Raw genomic sequence first — 25132 nt, 5'->3', positions numbered from 1 at the left:
CCTAAGGCTAAATGATAGCTTATCGTTCCTTTGCGGTCACTTTTATTCGGGCGCTCCGTGGGCCTTTCGGCCCCTCGTCAGCGGCGCGGGAGGCGTGCTAAACTACGCTGAGCATGCGTGAACCGATCCTGCAACGGCTCGAGAAGCGTCCCCTGGTCAGCGACGGGGCCATGGGCACCATGTTGTACGCTACAGGTGTCTCCCTTAACAGGAGCTTTGATGAACTGAACCTCGTCTCTCCGCACCTGGTGAAGGAAGTTCACATGGGGTACGTCAAGGCTGGCGCCGAACTTCTGGAAACCAACACCTTCGGGGCAAACCGCTTCCGGCTGGCCAAGTTTGACTTGGCCGACCGCGTCCGGGAGATCAACCTGGCCGGGGTGCGGCTGGCACGCGAGAGCGCGGGTGAAGACCTCTACGTGGGTGGTTCCGTCGGTCCCCTGGGGCTGCGTCTCGAGCCCCTGGGACCCACTTCGCTGGAAGAGGCGCGAAGCGCTTTCCGTGAGCAGGTGGAGGCGCTTGCCGAGGGCGGCGTCGATTTGATCGTCATTGAAACGATGATGGACCTGGAAGAGGCCCACCAGGCCCTCCTCGCCGTGAGGGAAGCCACATCCCTGCCCGCAGTCGTCCAGATGACGGTCCAGGAAGATGGAAGCACGCTTTCCGGCGCCAGTCCCGAGGACTTTGCGCGCCAGCTCGATGCCTGGGGAGCAGATGTAATCGGCATCAACTGCGGCATCGGGCCTGCAACTGTGCTTGAAACGCTTGAAAGAATGGCGGCAGTGACAACAAAGAAACTTTCAGCCCAGCCCAACGCCGGGTTGCCCCATTCGATTGACGGCAGGACGCACTATCTGTGCTCGCCGGAATACATGGCCGAGCGGGCCCGCCGGTTTATCCAGGCCGGCGCCCGGATTGTGGGCGGGTGCTGCGGAACCACTCCGGCGCACATCAAGGCCGTCAAAGCGGCGGTGAAATCGCTGGGACCGCATCTGGAGCGGGCGGCGATCGAAACGTCCCTTCGGCCCCCACAGGCGCTTGAACCCATACCCGTCGAACTCCGTTCGCGCCTTGCCGAAAAGCTGGCTCGGGGCGAGTTTCCCGTGGTGGTGGAAATCATCCCTCCTAAGGGATGCGACGCGGCGCGCGAGGTGGAAGGCGCGCAATATATGAAGCGGCATGCTATCGACGCAGTGAACATCCCTGACGGCTCCGGAGCAACAGCAAGGATGAGTGCACAGACGCTTGCCGTTGTGATCCAGCAGCAGGCCGGCATCGAAGCTCTGCTTCACTTCAGTTGCCGTGGACGAAACGTACTCAGCCTTCAGTCGGACCTTCTTGGCGCTCACGCGCTGGGCATACGGAATGTTTGGGCCGTCACGGGCGACCCACCCCAGATTGCCGCCTTTCCTTCGGCAACGGCCGTTTTTGACGTGGACGCCATCGGTTTGGTGAATGTATTGAGCAACCTGAACCGCGGGCTGGATATGAGCGGCAATCCGCTGGGAACGCAAACCAGTTTTCTGATCGGCGTGGGCCTCAATCCCAATGCTCTTGATCCGGATGAGGAGCTGCGCCGGTTTGAATTTAAAGTAAAAGCGGGCGCTCACTTTGGCGTGGTCCGGCCGGTGTTTGACCTCGATCGACTCATCGCTTTCCTTCGCCGCGTCCAGGAGCTTGACGCGCCGCAGATTCCGCTCCTTGCTGGAATCCATCCCTTGACGAGCTACCGGAACGCAGAATTTCTGCATAATGAAGTCCCCGGAATGTCGGTTTCCCCGGAAATCCTCAAGCGCATGCGCGCCGTGGACTCCGGCGAAAAAGCACGGGCAGAAGGACTGCAAATCGCCCGGGAAATGCTGCTGGAATTCCGGGAGCTGGTGCAGGGAGTCCAGATTGTGGCTCCGTTTTCAAGGTACGCCATGGCAGTGGAAGTGATTGAGGTCCTCGGCGCGCGAACCGATGAACCTAAGAAGGAAACTCCGCTGCCGGAGGCACAGGGAAAAACCAGAGCGGTGTAAGGATTCAGTCGGGAGGTGGTGACCAAACAAATGTCTCAATCGTCAAAGCCTGCCAAGCCGGAATCTTTTGAAAAAAATATCGAGAGGCTCGAAGCCATCGTTCGCCAGCTTGACGACGCGAACCTCCCGCTCGAACAAGCTTTGCAGATTTATGAGGAGGGCATGAAGCTTTCGGAAGTTTGCCAGAAGCAGCTTCAGGAAGCTGAATGCCGCATCCAGGTCCTCATGAAAAAGGCGGACGGCAAAGTTGTGGCAGAGCCCTTCGAGCGGGAAGAGAACGAAACGGAGTCGATTTGAGCACTTCCACAACGGTTTCACAATATCTTGATGAGCAGCGTGCTCTGATTGATCTGGAACTTGAGCGGATTCTCCCTCCCGATGACGCTTACCCAAACTCCATCCATCAGGCGATGCGTTACTCGGTGTTTGCCGGCGGCAAGCGGTTGCGCCCCATTCTTTGCGCCGAGGCCGGGCGATTGCTCGGGGCTGATGGACCATCCCTGATGCGGATTGCTTCCGCGCTGGAATTGGTCCACACCTATTCCCTGATCCACGATGACCTGCCGGCGCTCGATAACGACGACTTGCGGCGCGGCAAACCGACCTGCCATCGCGCCTTCGGAGAATCCACCGCGATCCTGACGGGAGACGCCCTGCTCACTTTGACCTACGAAGTGCTGGCAGAGCCGGGGTTGGCATCTCCTGAATGCCAGCTTCGTATCATTTATGAACTGGCCCTGGCCACCGGGACCCGCGAAGGCATGGTTGCAGGTCAGGTACTGGACCTGGAAGCCACGGACCAGAACGTAGACCCCCGAACGCTTGAGTTAATCCATTCCGCCAAGACGGGAGCTTTTCTTTGCGCAGCCGTGAAGTGCGGCGCCATCTTTGCCGGGGCCACGGATGTTGACCTCAAGCGGGTCACAAGCTATGGCCGGAAGATTGGGCTGGCCTTCCAGATCGCGGATGATTTGCTCGATGTCCTGGGCTCCAGCGCCACCCTCGGCAAGACGGCCGGCAAAGACGATGAACAGCGCAAGGCAACCTATCCGGCGCTGTACGGTATCGAAGAATCACGTCTTATGGCCAGACGGCTGATCGAAGAAGCATGCCAAAGCCTTGAGCCATACGGTAAGTCGGCCAGCAGGCTGCAGGAATTAGCTCATTTTCTGATCGAGAGGACCGCCTGATGGAATACCGGTATCTGCCACGAATCGATTCACCCGCAGATTTGAGGAAAGTTCCCCGCGAAGACCTGCCCAAAGTTGCAGAAGAGCTTCGCGATTATCTCATCTCCGTGGTCTCCAAAGTCGGCGGCCATCTGGCTTCCAGCCTTGGGACGGTCGAACTGACGCTGGCGCTGCATTACTTGTTCGACACACCCAGGGACAAGATCGTATGGGACGTGGGACACCAGGCCTACGGCCACAAGGTCCTGACGGGCCGGCGCGACCGCCTGGCGACCATCCGGCAGTATGGCGGCATTTCCGGTTTTCCGGTGCGGGAAGAGAGCCCTTACGACACCTTTAACGTTGCCCATGCAGGCACCGCCATTTCCGGAGCGCTCGGAATGGCCGTGGCGCGAGATCTGAAGGGTGAGAATTTCCACGTGGTCGCTGTGGTGGGCGACGCGGGATTGACTTCCGGCCTTGAACTTGAAGGGATCAATAATCTTGGGACCCTCCAGAGAAAAGTCCTGGTGGTTCTGAACGATAACGAAATGTCGATTTCGCCGAACGTGGGAGCCATCGCCGGTTATCTGAACCGCGTGGTGCATGGCCAGGCTTACCATCGGGTCACTCACGAAGTCGAAAAAATGATTCTGACCGTCCCGCGGCTGGGACCCCGGCTTCTGAAGCTCTCGAAGGACATGGTGGAATCCGCCAAGACCGCCTTGATTCCAGGGCTGGTGTTCGAGGAACTCGGTTTTGACTACGTCGGGCCGATCAGCGGTCACAACATGGAAGAGCTTCTCACGGCGATTTCGCGGGTGAAAGACAACTCCAAGCCAACCCTGTTGCACGTTGTGACTCAGAAGGGCAAAGGCTATCCGCATGCGGAAATGCTGCCGGTCAAATTCCACGGCGTGACGCAGTTTGACGTGGCCACGGGGGCCTTTCGCAAGGCCCCGGCAAAGGCGCCCCCGTATACCTCGGTGTTTGGCAATGCGATGTGCGAGTTGGCGGAGAAAGACAAGCGCATCGTAGCCATCACCGCGGCCATGGCCGAAGGAACAGGGCTCGTGGAATTCGCCAAGCGTTTCCCTGACCGCTTCTTTGATGTTGGCATCGCTGAACAACATGCGGTGACTTTTGCCTGCGGTCTGGCGTGCGAGGGTTTGCGCCCCATGGTGGCCATCTACTCCACTTTCCTGCAGCGGGCCTATGACCAGGTGATTCACGACGCCTGCCTGATGCGCCTGCCGGTGGCATTTGCGCTCGACAGGGCAGGAATCGTTGGCGCGGATGGTCCCACGCACAACGGTCTTTATGACCTGGCTTACCTTGCTGCCGTTCCTGGGATGGTGGTGATGGCGCCAAAAGACGAAAACGAGCTGCGCCACATGCTGGCCACCGCGCTTGATGTGAATGGCCCGGCGGCCGTGCGCTATCCCCGCGGCAACGGGTTCGGAGTGCCGCTCGACCAGGAGTTCAAGCGCCTCGAAATCGGCAAGGGTGAAATACTTCGCGAAGGAAGCGACATCGCCATTCTTGCTCTGGGCAGCATGGTCTACCCGGCGCTGGAGTCCGCCGAGCGGCTGGAAGCTTCTGGGATCCGCGCCACCGTCATCAATGCCCGCTTTATGAAGCCGCTGGACCAGGAGCTGATCTGTTGTCTGGCATCAGAAAAACAGTTTCTGGTGACCGTCGAGGAAGGCACAGAGTGCGGCGGGTTCGGCTCCGCAGTCGCGGCCTTGCTTCAAGACCGGCGAATCCCCGCCACCGTGGTGCGCATCGCAGTTCCTGACCGCATCATTCCTCACGGAGCGCCAAACCTGCTCCATGCCAAATATGGGCTGGATGCCGACGGCATCGTGGAAAAAATTCAGAGCTTCGTCAACAAGGCCCCGATTCTCCGCAAGTTGAGCCTGTGAACCTCGCAAGACCTGTTTGCGGACCGGGCCCTGCTGCCGCTGTTCCTGCGCCAAATGCCAATCCAGAGTGGCTGCGTTCACACCCCTTTTCCACGCGCACCTCTGTGAGGTCCGCTGGCGCTGACCGTGTGTGAAACGTGCTGGTGATGGGGCTTCAGAGAGACGTCAACCTGACCCGAGCAGCAGAAATGTGTGCATCAGACACAAATCAAGCGTAGCCCGCCTGCACGCTGCGAAACTCTCAGGGACTCCGCCCTGTGTCTGATTCTCGCCTCTGGCCTTGAATCAACCGTCACGCATGGTTGGCCTCATTCGTGCGATTCGCAGGTCTCATGAAGCGCCAAAGTGGTCGCTGGTGTAGTGCGGCGTAATTCGCATTACGTATGGCGAAGCCATTTTTGCAGTGCGGGAGCTTGCTCCCACACTCGACCCCCCGTTTGCCCCTGTCGAGAGGGCGAAAATTGGGGCGTCAGTGAACGCGCCGGGCGCAAAGCGGAGGCAAGCCGCCGCACTCCATAGCCCGCAGATATGTAACAATCCGTTAGACGCACTACACTAACAAACTATCGCCTCTTTAAGTGACTCCGCGGTTGCCTTCTCGATTCTGTATTTGTCGAGTTCGATCTCCAGTTGGTCCTCGACGCGCGCGGCGTAGGGTATGAAATGATGTCCTGACAGTAGCATTGCGAACCCAAAGCTGAGCTTGCGTGGAACGAACAGCCATCGCCCGAAGAGCCGAAGCACAAATTTCCAGTACGCGCGCCGGTAGTTGGAGAGGAGACCCTGCCGCACAATGGAGCGAACGAAGATTCCAAGCGTTACCCCGAAGGGAACCTTGGGGGCCTTCTGCGGCTTCCGGGCTTTCCACTGCAGAAGCGACCGGTAGCACCGGTCGTAAAACGCCGAGGGTGCGTATAGGGAAGACAGGGTGTCCTTGAATCCCTTCAGCAGAACGGGCAGAGGTAAAAGAGTTTTGAAGTTGGGGGGATCAAAGTTACTGGTGGCTGTGGTATCCATGAGTAACCGGCCTTCTTTCATCATTCGGTCAAAAAGCGGAGTTGTGGGAGGCGCCTGCAGAAATCCCGCCATGGCCCATGGAATGGCTGCCCGCTCAATAAAGTCCCGTTGCTCGTCGAAGATTGCTTCGGTATCGGAATCGAACCCAATGATAAAACCCGCCGTCACCCAAAGGCCCTGGCTCTGGATGAAGTGAACGCTCTCCAGAGGATCACGCCGCAAGTTCTGGTATTTCTTCGCTTCCACCAGGGAATTGGCGGAAGGGCTCTCGATTCCGATGAAAACGTAAAAAAAGTTCGCCTTCACCATGGCGTCAATCAAATCCGGCTTCTGGCCGAGATCGATCGATGCCTCGGTGTAAAACAATAGCGGGTAGCCCCGGCTCTTCTGCCATTCCTGAAGTTTAAGGGCCAGTTGGAGGGCCTGTTTGTGGTTCCCGATAAAGTTGTCGTCAACGATAAAGACCTGGTCGCGCCATCCAAGTTCAAACAAGGCATCCAGTTCGGCTGTCACCTGGGCAGGGTTCTTGGTTCGGGGCTTCCTTCCGTAAATGGTGATGATGTCGCAGAATTCGCACTGGAATGGGCAACCGCGGGAGAACTGGATAGCCATCGAAGCATACTTGTCGATTTTGAGGAGATCAAACCTGGGGAGAGGCGTCTTGCTGACATCAGGCTTTTCTTTGACCACATACAGACGCTTGGCAGAGCCCTGTTCAAGGTTAGACGCAATCTCAGGGAAGACCTCGTCCGGCTCACCCACCACCACATGGTCCGCCAGTCGAAGTAAGAGTTCCGGTTCGCTGCTCGCCAAAGGTCCGCCGATTATAGTTCGCTTGCCCAGGGCCCGCGCTCTCAGGAGGATTTCGCGAATGTCATCTTTCTGCACCCGCATGCCGCTGACCATGATGAGATCGGCCCAAAGGAGGTCTGCATCGAGCAAGTCCTCAAAGCTTCTATCGAGCAGCCTTAGCGTCCAGGTCTTCGGACAGAGCGCGGCGACAGTCAGCAGGCCGAGCGGGGGCTGATCTGTCTTGATGGGAACAAGGTCCAGGATCCCATCGAAGGTCCAGAACGAAGACGGAAAACGCGGCCAGACCAGGAGGACCTTAAGGGCGGACCCGAGGGGAGGAAGGCTGGGAGATCCTTCCGTGCCATCCGCAGTTTCAGACCCCGGGGACCCGTGAACGCCGGTCGATTTCAGCATCATAATATCTTCTCCAGTGGACACAGGCAGTCCACTCAGCAGTCCATCACCGCGAATCTACACCCTCGATTAGTCTGATGTTTCTCTTAATAGGAAATTGAGACGCTGAAAACTCAGGGACCAAGATATCGGGGGAGATCAAGATTCTCGATCCTAGGCGGACCGTCTTCGCTGTAGATGAGTGCTCCTGATTAAACCGCATCTAGCGCCTCAATATTGTCAGGTAGTTGCCGTCCAGAAGCGGCTGTAACCCGGCAATACACTTAAGCGGGAAGCCCTATACTCGTGCATTACTGAAAATGCTGGCGTCCCCGGCGGGATTTGAACCCGCGTTACCGCCGTGAAAGGGCGATGTCCTAGGCCGGGCTAGACGACGGGGACCAAGGCCGTGCAAATCCTTCGGGCATCAAGGCGACTGGTCCGGGAGGAAGCTGCGGTCTGGCAGCCCATCCTGCGGGATCCCCGATGATCTGCAGAGTTTAATATGCTAGCAACTGCTTGTAATGGCTGTCAATCGTTCCTTCCATCCGGTGGTGGCTCAGTTTGGTTGCGGTCTTGTGGCACGGCCATCCTGGCTGTGTCATTTCACGGAAGTACGGGCGAGGACGCCCGTGCCACGAATCAAACTGAGGCATCCGACGATCACCCATTCAACTGGCTGGAGGGGGCGTCGCCGGGGCTACTTTCGTGACGGGGAAGCCACGATCTCGCCACGCGTGCAGACCGCCGGCAAGCGGCCACACGTGCTGCAATCCCCTGCGCCGAAGCGCCAGCGCAACGCGCGCACTGCTGAATTCACTCGGACAGGTACAGTAGATGACGACATGACGATTGGGTGTCTCCACCGCGACCATTGCCCTTATGTCCCGTCCAATATGATGTGGATCGATTCGCACCGCGCCGGGAATACCCTGAAGCTCTTGTGCGGACCCTCCGTTCCGCCGCACATCCAGAATCAGGACGTCGTCGCCCGCGCGCAGTTTGTCCCGAAGCTGGTCAGGCGTGATCCGCGCCAATCTGAATTCATGCATGAATCTGAGCCAACGGACAACCTTGAAAATAATGTAGAAGCCGAGTCCTGCGGCTAACAGGATGCCCACCAGAACTTCCATCCTCGCTGCGTATGCTGCAATCAGATCCAGTTGTTTACGAAAGACATAGCCCAGCGTGGCGTATGCTCCCGACCAGAGCGTGGCTCCCACGGCATCGAAGAAGAGAAACTGCGTCCGAGGCGTGTTCAATGCTCCTGCCAATGGGACCGCGACAGCATCGATGCCGATTACAAACTTTGAACCCAGGAACAATCTCACACCATGCCGGCCAAAGGACCCTTCTGCCTTCCGCACACAACCCCCCGGATCTTTGGATATCCCGCAGGCGAAATGCAGGATTCTCTTGCCCCACTTCCGCCCAGCCTGGAACCAAGCCAGATCCGCCGACACCAGGGCGAGGGCCGAAAGGACCACGATGGCGGCGAGGTTCAGTTTCCCGGAGGCCGCCAGTGCGCCGGCCGCAAGAAGAATCAAATTCCCCGGTATCGGCAAACCGGCCTGGCCACCCAGCAGGGAAACAAACACCAACCAGTAACCGTGTCTCGCGAGGAAGTGGACCATATCATTCATGCATGGACCGTCAGCCGCAGTATAGTTGTTTCTCCCTCCGCCTGCGTCCAAGAGTAAGCGGACCTGCCTCCAAGTGCTGAGCCCAGACACAGCCGGCGCGGATGGTTGAATTATAACGTCTGCAATCTCGGCGTCACACCATGCCCGGCCTTGATTGACCCCCTTTGGGGGTTCAGCTAGAATCGTAGTCGTTGGGAATGGTAAAGCGTGACCTGCGAGGGCGCCTTGAGAAGGCATGTCCTGAATTTTCGATTCCGCACCCGCCTGGTGCTCGTGATGTTTCTCATCACGGCCAGCACCAGCACCATTCTCATGATTGCCTACGTCCAGCACAACCGCCACATCAAGGCCTACGTGGCGGGCCAGACCTCTGATCTGGTGGAAATCATCGCTCTCATCCAGGCCACGATCTCTCCGAAGTTGGACCTGCGGCAGGCGCAGAGCGAATACCTGAGCAAACTTAAATCTGCGGGTCTGTCTTCGATCAATGTGCTTTCGACCACTGGAGAGGTTGTGGCCAGCACCAATCCGCACCAGATTGGAACCAAAGTCAAGCTGCGAAGGCGGAGGACCAGAAGCAAGGAAGGCCCCATTCAGATAACGGCCCAACTACGGGACGTGGATACAGACGCGCAGGTAGGCCAGCAGCATTACGACATCCGGTTCCCTATTGTTCAGGGGGAAAAAGTCATCGGCTATGTCCAGGTGGGCGGCCAAATGGATGAGGTTGGAGCGATGCTCAATCATGTCTATTTCCTGTGGCTGGCCTGGATACTGGTGACGATGGTGGCCGGTATGTTTGCCATCGTTTATCTGGCGTTCCGGTTCACCAGGCCGATTGACCAGCTCGTGGAAGGCGCCAATCAGGTGGCGGGAGGAAATCTTTACGTTTTCATCCCGGAGGGTGGCTCGGACGAAATGGGGCTGCTCGCTCGCACGTTCAATCAGATGGCTGAACGGCTCCGCGACGCACGGGAGCTCCAGAAGCGGCTGAACGAGGCGGAGAAATCGTCCCTGCTCGGGCATTTTGCCTCCACCGTGGCGCATGAGGTAAGGAACTCGCTGAATTTCCTGAATCTGAGCATTGACCAGATCCGGGCCAAGCGCTGGCTGACCGACGAGTCGCCGGGACGCGAATTGCGCGCCAGCCTTGCCAACATGAAAGACGAGATCACGCGCCTGAACCGGCTGGTGAATGACTTTCTGGCCGTGGGAAGACAGACGCCTCCTCAGATAGCGCCCTGCGACCTGAAGGCCATTGTTGAACAGGCGGTCGGGCTGGTGGAAAAACAGGCCAACGCGCAGGACATCAGAATTGCCAACAAATTGTCTGAGGACTTGCCTGAGCTTCAGGCGGACGCCGCGCAATTGAAGACCTGCTTCCTGAATATACTCACCAACTCGGTGCAAGCCATGCCGAACGGCGGAACGATTTTCATCGAGGCGAAACTCATGCCGGTCGGCGACGCCGGGCCCAGCCTACAACTGCGATTCCGGGACACCGGGCCGGGCATTCGCGACGACGACCGGGAGAAGATTTTCACTCCGTACTTCTCCACCAAGGTCACCGGCTTCGGTTTGGGCCTGGCGATCACCCGAAAAATCATTGAAGACCACGGAGGCCGGGTTTTTGTGGCGCGCCAGAACGCTCCGGGCGCCGAGGTGGTTTTGGAAGTGCCGGTCTCCGGGCCGCCTGTCTCACGCGTCCCGGCGCTTGCGAGTTCAACGGTCGCGTGAGGACCGACCTTTATGCCCGAAGGCTCCATTCTGGTTGTTGATGATGAACTGAGACAGCGCGAAATCTACCGCGACATCTTCCTGGATGAGGGCTATGAGACCGTCACGGCCCCCAGCGGCGAAGCCGCCCTCCGGCTGGTTGCCCAAAAACGGTTCGATCTGGTTTTGACGGACTTGAACCTGACCGGCATGACGGGCATCGAGCTGCTCACCCAGATACTTCAGACCGACCCTACCGTTGCCATTGTGCTGATTACCGGGTACCCGTCCATCGAATCGGCGATTGATGCCACGAAGCGCGGCGTCTACCAGTACCTGGAAAAGCCGGTGGACCGGTCGAAACTGCTGGAAGTGGTCAGTGACGCCCTTGGCCGCCTGGCCTCTCTAAAGCAGACCATTATCGGGCGCTCTCCCGCCATCAGGGAAATGATCCGAATGGTGATGAAGGTCGCGCCCACCACGCACACCGTCCTGATTCTCGGCGAGAGCGGCACGGGAAAAGAGCTGGTGGCCCGTGAAATCCACAAACACAGTCCCCGGAACCAGAAACCCTTCCTGGCGGTCAACTGCGCATCGCTGACGGAAAGCTTGCTGGAGAGCGAACTGTTCGGCCACGAGAAGGGCGCCTTTACAGACGCCCATCAGCAGAAGAAGGGGCTGTTCGAGCGCGCCGACCATTCCACGCTCTTTCTTGATGAAATCGGCGACACCAGTCTGGCCATGCAGGCTAAGATTTTGCGGGCCCTCCAGGAAAGAGAAATTCTCCGCGTGGGAGGAACGGACCCTGTCAAGGTGGATGTCCGCATTATCGCGGCTACCAACCGCAATCTGGACCAGTTGATGAAGGATGGCAGGTTCCGCGAGGACCTTTATTACCGGCTGAAGGTGATCCCGATCATCTGTCCTCCTTTGCGGGAACGGAGGGACGACATCGAAGAGCTGGCGCTCCACTTTACGCACAAAGCGGGGCTGGCCTCCGGCCGCGAGGTACACAGCATCTCACCCGAAGCTCTGAATGCGCTGGAGGCCTATCGTTGGCCGGGAAACGTCCGCCAGTTGGAATGGGCGATCGAGCGGGCAGTCGTGCTGGGTGAATCTGATCGCGTGGAGATCCAGGACCTTCCGCCGGAAATATCGTCTGAAGATATCGGTTTTGAATCAGCATCGCCTGCGCCGCCCGCCGACGGCGTCCGGATCACGCCGGTTATTCAGGAAACGAGCTGGGAGGAGCACGAGAAGGCCAAAATCACCGAGGCCTTGCACCGCACCAACGGAAACATCACTCGTGCCGCTCAGTTACTGGGCATGACCTTCCGCACACTCCAGTATCGCCTGGAAAAGTTCGGCATCCGAAAGCAGTAGCGGCTTATTCAGCACACCGCTATCTTCCAGGAAGTCCCCTGAGATGCGCGATTCGTCAGGGGGCCTTTCCCATTCACCTCCCACCAAATTCTTTTCTCAACTCCTCTCTCCATTTTGCCGAAGTTAGTTGTGACTAATGAAAAACGCCCAATGTTTGGACGGAAAATGACCGGGCCGATGCAGGTTTTAAGGGTGCGCCGGACTCAATGGAGAATTCCGTGAGAATACTTGTTGCTGAAGATGATCGCCCAGTGGCCAGTTTTCTGAAAAAGGGGCTGGAAGCTGAGCACTATGCTGTGGATGTCGTTCCCGATGGGCAGGAAGCTCTCTATATGGCGGAAGAGTACGAATATGATCTCGTGCTTCTTGACCTGGTGCTGCCCAAGATGGACGGCCTCCAGGTGCTGCGGCAGATCAGAAGCCGCAAAAAGAATCTGCCGGTGCTGGTGCTGACGGGGCGCGCTCGCGTGGAGGACCGGGTCAAAGGTCTGGACCTTGGAGCGGACGATTACTTGGTGAAGCCCTTCGCCTTTCGCGAACTTACAGCGAGGGTCAGGGCCCTGCTCAGGCGCGGCGACATCCCTGCGAATTTCAAGCTCCAGGTCGAAGACCTGGCGATGAATCTTGTGGAGCGCGCTGTCTTCCGCGGTGAAAGGAAGATCGAGCTGACTCCCAAGGAATTCGCATTGCTGGAATACCTGATGAGGAACCATGGCCGGGCGGTTTCACGCCCGATGATCATCGAACACGTTTGGAACTTTTCTTTTGACACCATGACCAACGTTGTGGACGTTTACATCAATTACCTCCGGAAAAAAGTGGATGAGGGGGAAACCTCGAAACTGATCCACACCGTTCGCGGCGTCGGATACCGAATCGGAAAAGCTCAATAAGATGACGAGAACTTTTTAACGACTGCGCGACCGACGCCATGAAAAACTTTAACCGTCTGCCCCGGCCAGGCGCATGGACAAGACGCAAAGACGATTTTCTGGAAGTGCTGGGAGCCCTTGCCCACAAGCTGAGCCAGCCCCTGACGTCGTTGCAAGGGACGGCTGAAGTTGCGCTGATGGGCGAGATGGACGTGAAGGAGTGTCGGCGGATCCTGGAGATCTCGCTTCAAGAGACCCAGCGCATGGCAGAAACACTCGAGACGCTGCGTGACATTGTGGAGATGGAGAGGGCTGGCATCCAGATCCAGCCCATTTCATGGACAGCGGTCATTGAAGAGGCGCTGGAAGCGGCCTCATACGCCGAAACGGTCGATCGTCCGCGCCTGGTCAACGAGGTAGGAGGCGAAGTTTGGGTAAACACCAGCCCGCAACGGCTGACTCTGGCTACCGGCCGGCTGATCGGCGGGGCTGTCAGGGCCAACCGCGACGGGCGTGCGGTTCGAATCGTTCTTTCGGCCGTCAAAGAAACGGCTTCCCTGAAGGTGTTTGAAGAGTGTACGCCTGTCGGCGACCAGGGTGTCAACGGCCCTGGGACGCCCGGCGCTTCGGCAAAGCCCGTCTTGGATAAGCTTGAGAGATGGGTTCTCAACCGTTCCGTCGAGTGTCAGGGTGGACGGCTGAGTGTCACGCAAATTTCGCAAACTTCCCGCTGCTACCGGATCGATCTCTCGCTGGCGCCTCCCGCGGTTCCCAGAACCGGCAGGCCTTGAATAAGGCTTGTTTCATCTTCCGCGCCTCAAATCCACGGGATGATTCGTGGTCCCGTCTCGGCGGCGCCCCGCCCCGTTCAAAAGCGGCACAATCCGCCCGTCTTCTCGAGCTTCCGCTACTTCTTCCCGCCACGCGATACCTTCGCCTTTCTTCTAGAGTGAGCTAACCCAATGCCCGTAGCTGAAAAGAACATAAATTTCTAATCTTCTTCTAATCGCCTTTTAATCCGCAGCAGGTAAAAACAGACCTGGAGACTAACGATCTGTCTCTTGCTGGATACGGGTCCATATCCAGTTCTCACTGTAGAGAGAAAGGAGCGCCACGTGGGCACAACCCCCGCTACGGCCCGATTGCAGTTGAAAGGTTTCGAATTAAGTGAACGTAATCAGATGGTAATGGAGCAGCTTCCGCAGGTAAGGTTCATCGCTCAAAAAATCCATGCCAGGCTGCCGCATCACATCCCGCTGGAGGACCTTGTTAACACCGGCGTCCTGGGCCTGATCGAGGCCCTCGCAAAATTTGACCCCAAAAGGAACGTGCAATTACAGTCCTACGCCCGTTATCGCATCCAGGGAGCGATCCTTGACAGTCTCCGTGAGCAGGATTGGAGTCCGCGGCTGCTGCGGCAGAAAGGGCGTCAGCTTGAGGCGGCCAGAGAAAAGCTTCAAACTCAGCTGGGCCGGGCGCCCTCTCAGACGGAACTTGCCGACGCCATGGGAGTCACCGACCACCAGCTCCAGTTGCTGCTGCGGGACCTGCAAGGTCTGGAGGTTGCCAGCCTGCAGGAACCCACCTCTCTGGAAGGGCATTCCCTGGACGAAAAAATGGCGGATACCGCAGAGGAGAGCCCCTTCGTCCTCTGCGAAAGGGCCGAGATGAACGGTCTGCTGGCAAAGGCCATGTCCAAACTGCCTCCGCGAAAGCGGCAAGCACTCGACCTTTACTACTTCAAAGGTTTGACGATGAAGGAAACGGGCAATCGGATGGGCGTATGCGAATCCCGCGTTTCGCAAATCCATTCTTCCGCGGTCGCGTCGCTAAAAGCCAGGATGAAAGAGGTCCTTATTGCGCAACAGAGGGAAGAGGAATGCGCCGGCAGGCAGCCTTTGGCCAGTCCGGTTACCATTCTGCCCTGCGATGCAGACCAGTATCACCACCGGACGGCCTCTCCGGAGCTGGCCTCAACACTTTCCGATATTCCCACCTCTGTTCAACGGCGGCGACGCGCCGGGAGCGAATCCCGGAAGCCAAAGAGGCTGTCCCGCGCGACACCTAAAAATGCCAGAAAGAGAACTTAACAAACTCTAGAGCGACTTTCGAGATGTCAGGATAGGATGGGTGCCTTTCCCTGCGCCCTGTCATTTTCCCGAAGCGGCCAATGACCTGGCACCGGCGAGGGGCTCGACAGACAGCCGGGCCCCCTAAGCCGTTTTGAAGCTGCTGATGGCGTCGGCTTCGTCATCGTGAACGTCGAAAACGGTGTAAAGCTTCGTAATCTGCAACAAGTCATGTACTTTCTTGGTCAAGTGGAGCAGTTTCAGTTGTCCTCCCTGGTTTGAAACCGCCGTAAAGGCGCTGACCAATTCTCCAATTCCGGAACTGTCAATGTAGGTAACGTCGGCGAGGTTCAAGAGGAGGTTCTTATGACCCTTGCCAAGCTCTCCGCGGATGACTTCACGCAGTTCCTTGCACGCCTCGCCGAGCGTGATTCTCCCGCTGACGTCAACGACAGTTGCAGAATCAACCTGACGCACCATTGCCTTCATGCTCACGGCCTGTTCCTCCTTGGTTTGACTGAATTCGAACGGTCAGACGCTTTACCATGATGACCTCTGTCCCTCCGGCAGGCGACTTCTCAACCCTGAATTCGTCCATGAATTTGCGCACCAGAAAGATTCCTCTTCCTGAATTGCTCAAAATATTCTCGCTGGCCAGAGGGTCCGGGAGGGTGGCGGGATCGAATCCCTGCCCTTCGTCCCGTACATGAATTTCAAGCCGGTCTGGGAAGACCAGAAACCTGATGTGCACCTTCTTGCCGGGATTTTCCTTGTTGCCGTGGTGAATGGCGTTAATAACAGCTTCGTGTACCGCCATCTCAACATGGAACTCGCGTTCTTCATCGAACCCCATTTTCGCAGCAACGCTTCGGGCCGCTTCTTCGGCCCTCTCGACATTCGCAAGATTGCTTTCGAGGATCACCTCGACGACGCTGGCCTCAGGCTGCATTAACGGCAAGAATAACCCCCGCGATGAAACTACAATAGGAGGGTTGCGAAAGTCAACGAAGACACCCTGCTATTTTTCCGGGGTTCGAGGCCTGATGGCAAAACGAAGAGGAATTATCTCATAAGGCGCTCACCTTGGGGGTATAATCCACGCGCGCGGGGTAGTTGCTTGCCGGAAGCGGGGTGATGCGCAATTGGGGAGGGCCGGCTAACGGAATGGGGTCCAGAAAATCTCTCTACTTGTCCGTTATCCTCGCATTAGCGGTACTTGCGGGGGCAAGACTTCTGCTCCAGGCATTTCCTCAAGCATCTACAAGGGCCCGGAGCCGGACCACCAGGGCTGCGGTGTCCGGTCCGGCAGGTAATGGATCCGCGGCCTGGACGGTCACTGCTTCCAGGGACCGCCGCACCCTTGCTCTGGCCTATGGTGGAGCTACCTGGGTGACCGGTTTGCGAGTGGAAGTAACCGCAGGCAATCCTAAGCTCAGTTCCACGGCGGCAGGAACCACGCTGGTTCGCGCGCCCTCCTTCCAGAAAAGCCATTGGATTTTCAAGGTGCATGGTCCGGTAACTTATGAGATTGTGCTCAGCCGCGATGGGCCAGGGCTGGACGTGTCCCTTTCCGGATTTCCGTCCGGAGGTGAGGCGCAGGCGGCGATTGTGGCGGAAATTGACGGAGGTGCTGACCCCATCCAGGCGCGGCTGCGCGACCCCGGCGATGGCGTTCAGCAGATGACCAGCGGGCTTACCGCCAGCACTCTCAACGATTGTGTTTATGACCGCTTTCGCGACCAGGCCCTCCAGGTCTTTGCCCGCAAGGCCGCCTTCAGTCCGGTTGCAAAGGGTTTCCAGGTTTCGGCTTCGGACGCCCTCAGCGCTGCTCCTCACTGCCGGTTCAGGGTGGTCGAGCGCGTTCTCGGAAGCAGGCTGCCTTTCTTTGCACCGCTCGACAAGGTGAAATGGCCGGAAGTTCCCGTGGGCTGGATTTCCTGGTACCAATATTTCTCCCACGTCAACGAGAAGGAAATCGTGGAGAATGCGCAGGCTGTCGCAAAGTATTACAAGCCGTTTGGCCTGAAGTACTGCCTGGTGGACGCCGGCTGGCAGGCTGCGGGCGATGGCGAAAAGGGATCGGCCATCGGCGGCGACTGGAACGCCTGGAACGACAAGTTTCCCCGCGGCATGAAGTGGCTGGCCGATCAGATCCACGCCAACGGTCTCTATGCTGGCCTCTGGCTCTCGGCCTTTGGAAACGCCGATGAGCAGTTCTATGAAATACACCCCGACTGGTTTCTGCACAACGCCAGCGGCAGCGGAAAGCTGGGCACATGGTTCGGCACTTACGTCGCCGATTTTTCAAATCCTGCCCTTAAAAAATACCTCTATGACACGTACCGCGACCACGCGCTCAACTGGGGGTACGACTACTTCAAGCTGGACGGCGAGAATGCCACGCGCGACATCTGGGCCGAAAACCGCGCTCGCGCCTATGATCCCACGCTGGATGCGAACACGGCGTTCCGCCAGGCGCTCGGCCTCATCCGCCAGGCCATGGACTCCAAGCCCGGAGTCTTTTTCTCTGCCTGTGGTCCTGCCTTTCCCACTGAAGCCATTGGGATTGCGCAGGCGGGGCGGTTGGCCGGCGACGTGGTGGGCGACGGGGAGCCGCCTTCATTCCGGGGGGTGCGCGAAGCTCTCGCCGGCATCCGGCGCGGCTACTACACGCACAGCATTGCCTGGTATGGCGATCCAGACGCGCTGGTCGTTCGTCCGCCGCTGACGCTCGAAGAAGCGCGCACCTGGACCTCCATCCTGGGCCTCACGGGACAGGTCTTGATGCTGGGTGATGACGAGGTGACCCTGCCGCCCGAGCGCCGGGACATGGTTCGAAAGATCATGCCCGTCGCGGACATCACGCCCATGGACCTCTATCCTTTTGAGACCGACCGCCCTGTCTGGGTTCTGCACCTCAAACGGCGGTTCGGTTCCTGGGCGGTGGCGGGATTGTTCAACTGGGACGAGGGACCTGATGAAATGCCGGTTGATATGCAGCCCGGTGCGCTAAAAATCCTGAACCGCGATGATCAACTGCTTGGGACCAGCCACGAATACGGAGAGCAGCTCGCAATTTCTTCGAAACTCGACAACGCAGAAAAACAGAACCAGAGCATGGCGGTCGCCTCGGTAAAGCCTCCTGGCCTGCGGCTTCTGCCCCTCCCGTCCTATCTGAATCCGCCAGCGCCGCGAAGGATTGTGCTCAACTTTGCCAAAGCAGGCCTCGAAACTGACCATGATTATCTGCTGTTTGACTTCTGGAAGCAGAAGTTCCTGGGCAGGGTGCGCGGGGAGTATGCAGTGGAGCTTCCGCCGCATCACTGCCAGGTGGTTTCCATCCGGCCCGACGTGGGCCACCCTCAACTGATCGGGACTGACCGGCACATCACCATGGGTGGAGTGGAGGTCGCAAACGAATCGTGGGACTCCGCAAGAAGACAGCTTCGAATCAACGCTTCTCTGGTGCAGAATTATCCCACCACCCTGACGATCTACACCGCGGGCGCAGCCCTCAAGTCCCAACGCGCGGCGGGCGCCCGGATCGCAGCTCTGGCACGCGCGGGCGATACCGTCCGGGTAACGCTCGTCCGGCCCAACAACGGCGAAGCCGAACTCATTCTGACCTTTTGATTGATCCGCCCACGCCGGACGTTCTCGGGTTGTCATCGCACGAACGCCAATCGTGGCTGGCGGTGAGGGGCGGAGAACCCAGCCGTGCAATCACCTTTGCCTCTTGAAGGGTCCAACCGTTTCGTGCAGGATGAAATGGCGGAGCGGGTTCCTGAATTGTTTCATGCCTTCGGCAGGCTTAAAATTAGATGAGGAGACTGCGGTGCGGCCTTATCATAGTCCATAGAGCGGGAAGCCGTTATGTGAGCGATTGATGGAGTTGGAATTCGGGGTAGCGGGGTGCAAACGCTATCCGTGACGGAGCAGCGCCATGTTCGGACGAACTTTCACGTTGTTCAGAATGTTCGGCTTTGCGGTCCGCGTAGACGCCAGTTGGCTGATCATCGCCGTGCTGATCACCTGGTCCCTGGCGGCCATGGTTTTCCCCCGCGACCAGCCTGGCCTTTCCCAGGGCGAATACTGGTTGATGGGAATCGCGGGCGCCTTTCTGTTGTTTGCCTCGATCATCGTCCATGAATTTGCCCACTCGCTGGTGGCGCGAAGAAGCGGTCTGGCCATGAAGGGAATCACCCTCTTCATTTTTGGCGGGGTGGCGGAGATGGAGCGTGAGCCGTCCAGCGCCAAAGCGGAATTCCAGATGGCGATTGCGGGGCCGCTGACCAGCGTCATTTTGGGCGGCATCTTCTACGCCCTGGCCGTAACCATGCGCGGAGTCTGGTCGGTCCCCGTCGTGGAAGTGTTCACCTACCTCTATTGGATCAACTGGGTCCTGGCCGCGTTCAATATGGTTCCGGCATTTCCGCTGGACGGCGGACGCGTCCTGCGTTCGCTGCTGTGGTACTGGAAAGGCAACATCTGGCAGGCTACCCGGATTGCCAGCGCCATCGGGTCCGGGTTTGGAGTGTTGTTGATCGCTTACGGCGTGTACCGGCTGCTGTTTTTCGGAGACTTTATCGGAGCGGTCTGGCTGTTTCTGATTGGAATGTTTCTGCGGTCGGTCGCCCAGGGTTCTTACCAGCAGCTTATCATCCAGAGGATGCTGGAAGGCGAGTCCATCCGCCAGTTTATGAACACTAACCCCGTCACCGTGTCGCCCGCAATTTCGCTTCAAGACCTGGTTGACAATTATGTTTACAAGTACCACTACAAGATGTTTCCCGTGGTCAATGAATCCAATCGTCTGCTGGGCTGCATTACCACCAAAGAGGTGAAGCAGGTCCCTCGCGATGAGTGGGCGCAGAACAGTGTGCAGGCTGTGATGCGCGCCACCTGCGCCGAAGATACGGTGACGACTGACACGGATGCTGTCAAGGCCCTTGCCCAGATGAAGAAAACCCAGAACAGCCGATTGATGGTGGTTGATAACGGCCGCCTTGCCGGAGTCTTGACGCTGAAGGACCTGCTGAACTTCCTTTCCACCAAGCTTGAGTTGGAATCGGGATCATCGGAGATTCCTTCCAATTTCCGCGTGTGAGAGGCTTCCTTCAAGCGCTGGAGCAAAAATCTGCGCTTGGCGGTTGGGCTGCCGGGCCGCCCGCGGTCGAACAAAAGCTTTCTCAAAAACACGCGCCTGCCTTATAGTAAACAGCCATCCGATTTCCGAAAGGAGAAACTATGCGTCTGCTGTGGACACTTCTGGCATTACTGCTGCTCCAATACTTCCCGCTCTGCACAAGCCTTAGCGCCCAACTGGTGCAGGGTTTTAATCCGCCCACGGCAGGCTGCTGCCTGACGGGCGCCGCTGAGAAGCTCGCCAGCGAACTGCAGGACTGGAACCAGCTCGGCCGGTACCATCAGGACAACCTGCGCCTGGAAGCCCAGCCGCGCGTGCCAGGGCGCGTGGTGTTTCTGGGCGATTCCATCACGGATGGCTGGAAGCTGGATAGGTTCTTCCCCGGCAAGCCCTATGTCAACCGCGGCATCAGCGGCCAGACCACGCCCCAGATGCTGGTGCGGATGTATCCGGATGTCATTGACCTCCAGCCAGACGTGGTCATCCTGCTGGCCGGCACCAATGATGTGGCGGGCAACACCGGCCCTGAAACGGCCAGGATGATCGAAGAGAATTACAAAGCCATCACGGAGCTTGCAGAAGCGCACCACATCAAGGTGGTCCTCTGCTCGCTGACGCCAGTCAGCGATTACACCGGGCATCCGCAAACCGCGCGACGGCCTCCTGCACAGATTCTGGAATTGAACTCCTGGATCAAGACTTACGCCGCCCGGGCGAATGCCACTTTCGCGGATTACTATTCGGCGCTGGTGGACAGCAAGGGAATGTTGAAAGATGGCTACTCGAATGACGGCCTGCATCCGAATGACCGCGGCTATGCATTGCTCGCGCCTGTTGCCACTGCGGCCATTGAGAAAGCCTTACACGAAAAGTAGTGAAACCGGCGCGCGCCGGGAGGGAGGTCACCGTGTCCCGACTCGGTAAAGGCCGGAGCCATGCGGGGCGATCCGGGCCGAGAACTGCTTGTCAAAGCTCCCCAGAGTCTCCTTTTTCCAGAGGTCGCGGACGGGCATTTTTCCGGCCAGGCCCAATTCGCGCCACGACACGGTGATTTCCTCTGGTGACTCGCCCAGATTGAAAAGCGCAACATACTTCTGTCTTGTACGAGGGATGTCCGCAATCCAGGCAATCTGATTTCCGCGCGTAAACAGCAGGCGATTGCCGGAGCTATGCTGGTCCACCGCGATCACCTCCTGATTGGTCAGGAGGGAGCGGGTAAAAGGATCGAGCGTGGGCAGGTCGCCGCCCATCATCAGCGGTGAACGGAATATCGACCAGAGAGTCATCAGCGTGATCTGTTCGTCGTGGGCCAGTCGCGACAGCCGTGGGCCGTCATCAAAGCCGCGCAGCCGCAGCAGCCCCAGAGGAAGCATATCGGCGTCCGGCCAGTGGTTGGGCCCGATGTGGGGCGCCCAGAGTCGGCAGTATCCGAACTGGTTTCGCACTTCCGGCCAGTTGTCCCACATGTCGTCGGAGATGCGCCACATCTGCGAATATTTTTCCACGTGTGCGGCCTGGCCCAGAGGCGTAGGGCCGGGCGAAAGGCTCAGCACCATGGGCCTGCCGGAGCGGGTCATGGCCGCGCGAAGCGCCTCGATTTCCGGCGCATGGTACACCTCCCCATAAGGATTGCTGGCGCGGCTCATATCGTCTGCCTTGATGAAGTCCACACCCCACGAAGCGTAAAGTGCCGCGAGCGAATTGTAGTAGGCCTGACCCGCAGGTTTTGAAACGTCAACCCCGTACATTGCTTGCGACCAGGAGCAGGTGTTCAGCAGGTTGGCAACGTCTTTGGCGTGCGCTTTGGTCCCGAGGATGGGAAGGTTCTGCTCGACGGCGGCGCGGGGGATGCCGCGCATGATGTGGATGCCGAACTTGAGTCCCAGCGAATGAACATAATCCGCAAGGGGCTTGAATCCCTGCCTATCTGCCGCGGAGGGGAAACGATTGGTTGTGGGCAGCAGGCGGCCGTATTCATCCATCGTCGGTGTGCCGCTGGCGCGACCGCTGGGATAGTACCAGTAATAATCCACAACCGCGTACTTCCAGCCATAGACCGCCAGATGGTCCGCCAGGTAGCGCGCATTGGCCTTCACCTGCTGCTCGTTGACATCCCCGCCGTAGCTATCATAGCTGTTCCATCCCATGGGCGGCGTGGGGGCGAGCTCGGCGGAAGGCTCCTTCGGTTTCTGCCCTGCCGCAACGCGTCCATCACCGGATGGCAGCAGTCCCGCGCCGACGACCATAACCGCAGCAAACAGCAGGACGCAGAGATTTCGAATTGGATTACTCATGGCGCCTCCCATTACCATTCAGGCGGCCAATTAAAGCACCATCCTGAACGTAACGCAAGCTGGCCTTGACTTTCGCGGGCAAGATCATGAGCGCAAAGGCTCCCGGCGCAGCGCGGGTTGATCGTCAGCGGTATGGAGCTTACCACCGGCGCGCTTCAAGCAAAAATTTTGCAACTTTTTGACGCACTGCTGGCGCATCCGGCCCGGAAGGTAGTATCCTGTGCTTAGGCGTGATCGCGGCGGGAACGGTTTATTTTCGTTTCCAGGCGTTGTCTGTGCAACCAGCGACATCAGGGGGCTGTCACTCGGTTTAAGAAGCGAAAAGTGAACCGCGGTTCCCCATTTTTCTCCTGATGATTTCCCGCCCGGGAAACGCCAGGAACGGCGCAACGATAGCGCCGAAGAGTGGGTACGGGTATGAAATACCGTGAGCCTTTCGGTCTGTTATCCTTCCTCCATTTGCTGTCTGCCAGCCAACCGACGTTCGGCAAACAAAATTTCCGAAGCAGAAATCGAGACTGGTGTTGTGCCCTGCTGGCGGCCGTTGTTGCCGTTCTGCTTCTCGTTCCTGCGCCTTTGTTGGCGAAGGAGGAAACAGAAGACCACCTTGATCAGTTGGGACGCATCCTGCTGATCCGCGGACTGGACCGTGAAATTGCCGTAGCCAAGGTGATGCTGCCACGCGGAAAGCACGGCGTATATATCAATGACCAGGGCAAGCTCGACATGGACCGGGCGGAAAAAGAGCTCCGCAGCAACGGCGCTGCAATCCAGCCGGGAATACCGGTCGAAATCACCCAGATCAAGTTTTCAGCGCATGATGTAGTTTTCGAGATCAACAACGGCGGAAAGAATCGCAAGAAATGGTACCAGCACATTCAGATCGGGATGGGCGGCCCCGGCGACATGATGCAGCCCGTTGTTCAACAGCAACAGCAAAACCCGATCGCCTACGGGTCTTCCATCACCCTGACGTTTAAGGGTGAAAAGGTCCCGGATCTGAGCGTGGATGATGCCAAGAAGCTGCTGAGCGCGGCCCTCGATTTTAACCGCAAGCTGCCCACGGAACTCTATTCGCCGAAAGTGCCTGAAAAATTCAAAGAGGCCATCAAGAAGCACGAAGTTGTGGTGGGCATGAACCGCGACGCCGTGCTCTCAGCCAAGGGCGCGCCCTTCCGCAAAGTGCGGCAAACCGCCGCAAACGGAGAGGAGACGGAAGACTGGCTCTACGGCCTGCCGCCCCACACCCTATTCGTCACCTTCAACGGCGACACCGTCGTCAAGATCCACCAGTATTAGGTATCTTCAACGTTGTTGGCAGGCTTTTGTTCCTTCTAAACGTCTGCTGGCGCTTAGAGTAGAGGCGTAATATACAATGGTGCCGCGTTTCCTTACAATATCGGGGATCTGGAGACACCTTTGCATTTGCCATGCCCTTAACCAATTCGCTTGACCACCCATGTGCCAGTGTTGTCGTCGCGGAGGTAATACACCCGTGTGGTGTCCATGTCTTTGGGCCACACCTGCTGTAGCTCCCAGCCTTCGGATTGCCCGTTCCAAGCTACGAAAAGTCTGTCTGCCTCGGAAACCACAGCGTCCTTCATAGCCTCGACAAGAAGCTGCCTCAACTCTGAAAGCCTTTCGTTCGGGGCTGCCCATCCCAAAAGAGCGGTGGTTTCTACGTCGATTTTGATCTCGATTTCCAGGTTCTCACCGCTGAGGTCTACCCGGACGCCTGGTAGTCGTTGTTGGCGCTTGCCGACGAATGCCCTGACAGCATTCTGGAGATAAACGCCGAGTTCGTCCAGCGCGGGCGTCAGGAGCCTTTTGCCGCCCCACCCCAATGCCGTAATCCCTAGCACAAATAGAGGCGTGTCCATGCCGGAGCATAGGACCTTGGCGTAAACGCGAGGTCGGAGGTGCTGTGGAAAAGCATTACGCACCGCATCCAGAAGTTCCGGTTCGTCGGCGCTGACGAAATCGAGGCCTAAAGTGATCTGCATCTGCCCCGAGTAGGACGGTGTAGCGTCGTGGGCTCGGGAAGGACGTTTTGCCGGGACGCCTCTCAACATGCCCTCGACGCTGATATCCTCATCGACATCCGGCCAGTGAACTCCCTCGCCGCCTCCGATGATTTCCCAATGCTTTCGCTGATCGGGCGTTGCCTTCGTCAGGCGCCACGACCATTCTAACGGCACACTTACCACCCGGCCATCTAGGAGACGAGCGACAATAGCTTGGCTTGTAACGTCAACCGAAACAATCCTAGGCTCAGTCAGGGTTGCAGTGCTCATTCCATTCCTTCTTGATTTTGCTCAGATTCGATTCGATGAGCTGTCGAATCAGGCTTATCTCCCGTTCCGAGAAGCCGCGACTCCGAGCGAGCTCAACCGGCTCCAGCCAGAACTTACATACCATTTTCTCACGTTGGACGTGAACATGCACCGGTTCGTTGCAATCGAAGCTATAAAAGAAAAATCTATATGGGCCAGGGAGATCTTTGACCGTGGGCATCGCAAAGCAGTATACAATAGCCGACCTGAAGAATGGCGCGACAAAACCTGCGTGGGATCGGTCGTCGATATCTGATACAAGAACCCAGAGTTCAATTGAGAGTTCAATTCAGGATTGTCCGCTGCGGCTTAGCCCAGTAGAGTACCCAGCGTCGATCAGTCCAATTTTTCAGGCGGTG

The 25132-nt window shown here is 58.0% G+C and carries 20 protein-coding genes and 1 tRNA gene; 13 read left to right on the top strand and 8 right to left on the bottom strand.

All coding sequences use genetic code 11. The features are described from left to right. The first annotated feature begins 113 nt into the window (after positions 1 to 113). From VFQ24_08540 to dxs, 4 genes are read left to right on the top strand one after another with little or no spacing between them, the layout of a single operon-like run. Positions 114 to 2021 carry a bifunctional homocysteine S-methyltransferase/methylenetetrahydrofolate reductase gene (locus VFQ24_08540; protein ID HET9178389.1) on the top strand — a complete coding sequence of 636 codons (1908 nt, stop codon included), beginning with the start codon at positions 114 to 116 and terminating at the stop codon, positions 2019 to 2021. Positions 2022 to 2051: 30 nt separating this feature from the next. Continuing rightward, positions 2052 to 2318 carry an exodeoxyribonuclease VII small subunit gene (xseB, locus tag VFQ24_08535; GenBank protein ID HET9178388.1) on the top strand — a complete coding sequence of 89 codons (267 nt, stop codon included), beginning with the start codon at positions 2052 to 2054 and terminating at the stop codon, positions 2316 to 2318. Beyond that, entirely contained in the window at positions 2315 to 3211 is an 897-nt protein-coding gene (locus VFQ24_08530) for a farnesyl diphosphate synthase (protein ID HET9178387.1), read from the top strand. Before xseB ends, VFQ24_08530 begins: the two co-directional genes overlap by 4 nt. Continuing rightward, positions 3211 to 5115: a 1-deoxy-D-xylulose-5-phosphate synthase gene (gene dxs, locus VFQ24_08525; GenBank protein HET9178386.1), complete on the top strand. Its 1905-nt coding sequence runs from the start codon at positions 3211 to 3213 to the stop codon at positions 5113 to 5115. Before VFQ24_08530 ends, dxs begins: the two co-directional genes overlap by 1 nt. A gap of 555 nt (positions 5116 to 5670) precedes the next feature. Here the strand turns inward: dxs and VFQ24_08520 are convergent. The 3 genes from VFQ24_08520 to VFQ24_08510 form a co-directional block, all read right to left on the bottom strand. Then, positions 5671 to 7341, bottom strand: coding sequence for a radical SAM protein (locus VFQ24_08520; protein ID HET9178385.1), 1671 nt, complete (start codon positions 7339 to 7341; stop codon positions 5671 to 5673). Between the two features lie 300 nt (positions 7342 to 7641). Continuing rightward, positions 7642 to 7719 (bottom strand) — tRNA-Glu (locus tag VFQ24_08515). 269 nt (positions 7720 to 7988) lie between these two features. Further along, on the bottom strand, positions 7989 to 8960 hold the full coding sequence (locus VFQ24_08510; protein ID HET9178384.1) for a rhodanese-like domain-containing protein: 972 nt from the start codon (positions 8958 to 8960) through the stop codon (positions 7989 to 7991). Between the two features lie 225 nt (positions 8961 to 9185). Between VFQ24_08510 and VFQ24_08505 the strand changes: the two genes are divergently transcribed. The 5 genes from VFQ24_08505 (at position 9186) to VFQ24_08485 (ending at position 15021) form a co-directional block, all read left to right on the top strand. Next, positions 9186 to 10697, top strand: a complete 1512-nt coding sequence (locus tag VFQ24_08505) for an ATP-binding protein (GenBank protein ID HET9178383.1) — start codon at positions 9186 to 9188, stop codon at positions 10695 to 10697. A gap of 12 nt (positions 10698 to 10709) precedes the next feature. Then, positions 10710 to 12059 carry a sigma-54 dependent transcriptional regulator gene (locus VFQ24_08500; protein HET9178382.1) on the top strand — a complete coding sequence of 450 codons (1350 nt, stop codon included), beginning with the start codon at positions 10710 to 10712 and terminating at the stop codon, positions 12057 to 12059. Positions 12060 to 12277: 218 nt separating this feature from the next. Beyond that, positions 12278 to 12952: a response regulator transcription factor gene (locus VFQ24_08495; protein ID HET9178381.1), complete on the top strand. Its 675-nt coding sequence runs from the start codon at positions 12278 to 12280 to the stop codon at positions 12950 to 12952. 38 nt (positions 12953 to 12990) lie between these two features. Then, positions 12991 to 13722 (top strand): histidine kinase dimerization/phospho-acceptor domain-containing protein, encoded by a 732-nt coding sequence (locus VFQ24_08490; GenBank protein HET9178380.1) that lies wholly within the window; start codon positions 12991 to 12993, stop codon positions 13720 to 13722. A gap of 324 nt (positions 13723 to 14046) precedes the next feature. Next, positions 14047 to 15021 (top strand): FliA/WhiG family RNA polymerase sigma factor, encoded by a 975-nt coding sequence (locus VFQ24_08485; protein ID HET9178379.1) that lies wholly within the window; start codon positions 14047 to 14049, stop codon positions 15019 to 15021. Between the two features lie 123 nt (positions 15022 to 15144). Here the strand turns inward: VFQ24_08485 and VFQ24_08480 are convergent, their stop codons facing one another. Together VFQ24_08480 and VFQ24_08475 are read right to left on the bottom strand one after the other, a co-directional pair. After that, on the bottom strand, positions 15145 to 15495 hold the full coding sequence (locus tag VFQ24_08480; protein ID HET9178378.1) for an STAS domain-containing protein: 351 nt from the start codon (positions 15493 to 15495) through the stop codon (positions 15145 to 15147). Beyond that, a complete protein-coding gene (locus VFQ24_08475; GenBank protein ID HET9178377.1) occupies positions 15464 to 15949 on the bottom strand; it encodes an ATP-binding protein in 486 nt (161 codons plus the stop codon). The genes VFQ24_08480 and VFQ24_08475 overlap by 32 nt, the downstream gene beginning before the upstream one ends. 215 nt (positions 15950 to 16164) lie before the next feature. On the opposite strand from VFQ24_08475, the gene VFQ24_08470 reads away from it, so the two are divergent. From VFQ24_08470 to VFQ24_08460, 3 genes are all read left to right on the top strand, one after another. After that, positions 16165 to 18633: a glycoside hydrolase family 36 protein gene (locus VFQ24_08470; protein ID HET9178376.1), complete on the top strand. Its 2469-nt coding sequence runs from the start codon at positions 16165 to 16167 to the stop codon at positions 18631 to 18633. Between the two features lie 310 nt (positions 18634 to 18943). Then, the gene (locus VFQ24_08465) at positions 18944 to 20107 is read left to right on the top strand and encodes a site-2 protease family protein (protein HET9178375.1); all 1164 of its coding nucleotides are present in this window, start codon (positions 18944 to 18946) and stop codon (positions 20105 to 20107) included. A 140-nt stretch (positions 20108 to 20247) separates the two neighbouring features. Beyond that, positions 20248 to 21021 (top strand): SGNH/GDSL hydrolase family protein, encoded by a 774-nt coding sequence (locus tag VFQ24_08460; GenBank protein HET9178374.1) that lies wholly within the window; start codon positions 20248 to 20250, stop codon positions 21019 to 21021. Between the two features lie 27 nt (positions 21022 to 21048). Here the strand turns inward: VFQ24_08460 and VFQ24_08455 are convergent, their stop codons facing one another. Continuing rightward, on the bottom strand, positions 21049 to 22440 hold the full coding sequence (locus tag VFQ24_08455; GenBank protein HET9178373.1) for a glycoside hydrolase family 27 protein: 1392 nt from the start codon (positions 22438 to 22440) through the stop codon (positions 21049 to 21051). Between the two features lie 417 nt (positions 22441 to 22857). Between VFQ24_08455 and VFQ24_08450 the strand changes: the two genes are divergently transcribed. Then, positions 22858 to 23739, top strand: coding sequence for a hypothetical protein (locus VFQ24_08450; GenBank protein HET9178372.1), 882 nt, complete (start codon positions 22858 to 22860; stop codon positions 23737 to 23739). Positions 23740 to 23876: 137 nt separating this feature from the next. Here VFQ24_08450 and VFQ24_08445 read toward each other — a convergent pair whose 3' ends face one another. Continuing rightward, on the bottom strand, positions 23877 to 24734 hold the full coding sequence (locus VFQ24_08445; GenBank protein ID HET9178371.1) for a DUF2442 domain-containing protein: 858 nt from the start codon (positions 24732 to 24734) through the stop codon (positions 23877 to 23879). Continuing rightward, a complete protein-coding gene (locus tag VFQ24_08440) occupies positions 24712 to 24954 on the bottom strand; it encodes a DUF4160 domain-containing protein (GenBank protein HET9178370.1) in 243 nt (80 codons plus the stop codon). Before VFQ24_08440 ends, VFQ24_08445 begins: the two co-directional genes overlap by 23 nt. Positions 24955 to 25132 lie beyond the last annotated feature (178 nt).

It is taken from the genome of Terriglobia bacterium (assembly GCA_035712365.1).
In the GTDB taxonomy this organism is placed as follows: Bacteria; Acidobacteriota; Terriglobia; order UBA7540; family UBA7540; genus SCRD01.
This window is presented reverse-complemented; position numbering and strand designations above follow the sequence as displayed.